The 3632-nt window shown below is 61.3% G+C and carries 4 protein-coding genes; 3 read left to right on the top strand and 1 reads right to left on the bottom strand.

Annotation, left to right across the window (positions count from 1 at the left end):
* Nucleotides 1-134 precede the first annotated feature (134 nt).
* Complete coding sequence (gene xerD / locus ACY69P_RS15170; RefSeq protein WP_459900096.1) at nt 135-1070, bottom strand: site-specific tyrosine recombinase XerD; 936 nt, start codon at nt 1068-1070, stop codon at nt 135-137.
* A 369-nt stretch (nt 1071-1439) separates the two neighbouring features.
* Here xerD and ACY69P_RS15175 point away from each other — a divergent pair, with 369 nt between their 5' ends.
* From ACY69P_RS15175 to ACY69P_RS15185, 3 genes are all read left to right on the top strand, one after another.
* Nucleotides 1440-2606, top strand: coding sequence for an LL-diaminopimelate aminotransferase (locus ACY69P_RS15175; RefSeq protein WP_459899912.1), 1167 nt, complete (start codon nt 1440-1442; stop codon nt 2604-2606).
* A gap of 8 nt (nt 2607-2614) precedes the next feature.
* Nucleotides 2615-3103 (top strand): 2-amino-4-hydroxy-6-hydroxymethyldihydropteridine diphosphokinase, encoded by a 489-nt coding sequence (gene folK, locus ACY69P_RS15180; protein WP_462328080.1) that lies wholly within the window; start codon nt 2615-2617, stop codon nt 3101-3103.
* A 74-nt stretch (nt 3104-3177) separates the two neighbouring features.
* On the top strand, nt 3178-3486 hold the full coding sequence (locus ACY69P_RS15185; RefSeq protein WP_459899911.1) for a transcriptional regulator: 309 nt from the start codon (nt 3178-3180) through the stop codon (nt 3484-3486).
* The last annotated feature ends 146 nt before the right edge of the window (nt 3487-3632 follow it).

A 3632-nucleotide genomic window follows, 5' to 3' on the forward strand; every position in this document is an offset into this window, starting at 1 on the left:
GCCCAATCCGCATCAAACGTCATGGCTACGGCCATTATCTGTCCTCCCAGAGGCGTGGCAGGTCTCGGCCCGCCCGGATGGCGTAGCCAGTGTAGAAGGACCGTACCACACCGCTGGCGCTCTCGCAAAACCCTCTATTTTTTCGCCTTCATACCGGAACGCGGATGGAATTGACTGTGCATACGCTTCAAACGGCCACTTTGCACATGGGTGTAGATTTCCGTTGCCGTGATGTCGGAGTGCCCGAGGAGGATTTGCACGGTTCGCAGGTCCGCACCGCCTTCCAACAAATGCGTGGCAAAGGAGTGGCGGAACGTATGCGGGGAAATATCGCGCGTGATGCCTGCCTCAAGGGCGTAGCGCTTCACGCACTTCCACACCGCTTGGCGCGACAGCCCCTTGCCGGAGCGGTTCAGGAAGACGAAATCCTGCTTGGGCGAAAACTGGGGGCGCCAATGGCGCAGGTAGGTTTCCAAATACTCCTGCGCGGCGTAATGGATGGGTACCAGCCGCTCCTTGGCGCCTTTGCCAAATATCTTTAATACGCCCACTTGCGGGTCAAAATCAAAAGCCTTGAGGGCGATAAGCTCACTCACGCGCAGCCCGCCCGCGTAGAGCAGTTCCAGCATGGTTCTGTCGCGGTAGCCCAGCTTTTCCTCGGTGCGCGGGCGCTGCAGGATGGCGGACATTTCCTCCACGGACAGCACTTCCGGCAGTTTGCGGGGGAGTTTGGGATTTTCCAAGTACTGGGACGGATTCCCCTGCACCAGCCCTTCGTCCTCCAGCCACGCAAAGAAGCCGCGCAGGGTGGAAAGATACCGCGCAAGGCTGCGGCTTTTCACGCCCTTACGCCGCAGGTGGAAGAGATACAGGGACAGGCTTTGCTGGGTCACGCCCTCAAGAGGAGCCTTCTTCTCGTCCAAAAAGTCAGTAAATGCCGCAAGGTCGGCGGCGTAGGCGCTGAGCGAATTCTCGGACAGGCCGCGAACCACCAGCAGGTGCTCAAGGTAACTGTCCAGCCACGGATGCGCTGTGCGGCGCGGGGCGGTCTCGGAGGGGGTGGAGGTCATAATCTTCGTTGTGGTTGCAGGTTTTTCCATATGCCCCGCGACGATACACACACGCGCGGCGCTCCTCAAGTGGCGGCGGGTGGTTTGAGGCTGGGGGAGGGCGCAGCCGAAAAGCGGCGGCAGGCCACATCAAAACCGCAAAGGCGGCCCCGCATGCCACTTTGGCGCGGAAAACGACGCAATACGGCGCAGCGGAGCAGAATTTGCGCATGCCCTCGTCCGCAAGGGGGCGTCTTTTCAGCATTCGCGGGTTTTGCAGCGCGCGGCGCAGTTGACATAGCCTGCGGGGGGCGGTTACTTTTCGCCCTTTACCACAGGGAATAACTGGATACCGCTTGAACTGGAAAACACCTTTGAAGGAGACATCTCGTGTCTGAATTCAAACTTGCCCGTCGTGTGGCCGACCTTCCGCCGTACCTTTTCGCCCGCATCGACAAGGTGAAAAAGGAAGTCGCCGCCCGCGGCGTGGATATCATCAGCCTCGGCATCGGCGACCCCGACCTGCCGACGCCGGACTTCATCATCGACGAACTGTGCCGCTCTGCAAGGAAGCCGGCCAACCACCGGTATCCGGATTATGAGGGGCTGGACGAGTTCCGCTCGGCCGTGGCCAACTGGTATGGCCGCCGCTTCAACGTCTCCCTCGATCCCGCAACCGAAGTGGTGAACCTTATCGGCTCCAAGGAGGGCATCGCCCACTTTGCGCTGGCCGTCACCGACCCCGGCGACGTGAACCTGGTGTGCACGCCCAACTATCCCGTGTACCCCATCGCCACGGACTTTGCCGACGGCGAAACCGTGTTCATCCCGCAGCCGGAATCCAACAACTTTCTGCCCCTGCTGGACTCCGTGTCCGACGAAATGTGGCAGCGCGCCAAGTCCATCTACGTCAACTTCCCGAACAACCCCACGGCCGCCATGGCCACGCCGGAGTTCTTCCAGAAGCTGGTGGACCGCGCCCGCGAGACCAATACCATCATCGTGCACGACGCCGCCTACACGGAAATCTACTTCGACGACAACAACAAGCCCCTGTCCATCCTTGAGACGCCGGGCGCCAAGGACGTCGCCGTTGAGTTCCACTCCCTGTCCAAGACCTACAACATGACCGGCTGGCGGGTCGGCATGGCCGTGGGCAATCCGCAGCTCATCGGCGCACTTGGCAACATCAAGACCAACGTGGACTCCGGCTGCTTCCAGGCCGTGCAGGAGGCCGCCATCCTCGCCCTGAACGAGGGCGACGCCGCCGTTGAGGAAAACCGCAAGGTCTACCGCAAGCGCCGCGACGTGATGGTAAAGGCCCTTGAAAAGGCCGGCATTGAATGCCGCGTGCCCGACGCCACCATCTACCTGTGGGCCAAGGTGCCGGAAGGCTACACCTCCGCCGAATTCGTCACCAAGATGATTGAGGAGAAGGGCGTGGTCATCACCCCCGGCAGCGGCTTTGGCGAGCCGGGAGAAGGCTTCTTCCGCATCTCCCTCACCGTGCCTACTGAGCGGCTTGAGGAGGCGGCATCACGTATCTCCAGCCTGTAACAGCCTATATCTGCCTCGGTTCCAACCTTGGCGACACCGAAGACAACCTCGCCCGGGCCATTACGCGCCTGGGCGAGATTTCCGGTGTTCGCGTGGACAAGACCTCATCAGTCTTCTTTACCGAGCCGCAGAATGTGAAGGAACAGCCGTGGTTTGCCAATCAGGTTGTGCGCGTGGTATGCGAGCCGGATGTCTCGGCGCATCGCCTGCTTGATGCACTGCTGACTGCGGAAAAGGATCTTGGACGTGAACGCGGCGAGGCGGCAGTCCGCTTTGGCCCGCGCATCATCGACATAGACCTGCTCCTCTACGGCAACGAAGTGCTCATCACTCCCACGCTTGAGGTGCCGCATCCACGTATGAAGGACCGCGCCTTTGTGCTGGTTCCCCTTGCGGAGCTGGCGGGCGATTTGCTCTTTCCGGATGGCGACACGCTGCGCGGCGCCTTGGGGCGCCTTGACTACCGCGTGGATGAGGCCAAAATCTGGCAGGACTAGCGCCGCCGCGCCCCTGCTGCGCGTCTTTTCAACCCCTTTAGCGACAGGCCGTGTTTTGGCCAAGTGGTGCGAACATGCTGAAATTCCTCATCGTCATCGTCTGCGCCTTTCTCCTCTTTAAGCTCATCAAGGGCGACCAGAAAAAGAAGGTCACCAAGGAGCAGAAGGAAAAGGAGACTATGTCCGCCACTGGCGAGACCGTCAAAGACCCCGTCTGCGGCACGTATGTGCCAAGTGACGCCAATATCCGCGTGAAGGATGGCAGCGGCGTTCACTGTTTTTGCAGCTACGAGTGCCGCGACAAGTACCTCAAGCAGATTGAGGCCACTCCGGCCCAGTCCAGCGCCGCCAAAGGCGAAGAGGGCGCGCCCGAGGGCGACTAACGCCGCCACGGCATCCGCGGGGTAGGGCATTGCCTCCCCCCCCATGTCCGATTCTTCCCGTATCCCCCATCGCACCCCGTGCGTGAAGGGGACACATAGCGCGTGCGACGCCGGCGCTGGCGCCAATCGCGGCGACCGCACCGCCC

Source organism: Desulfobaculum sp. (assembly GCF_054921475.1).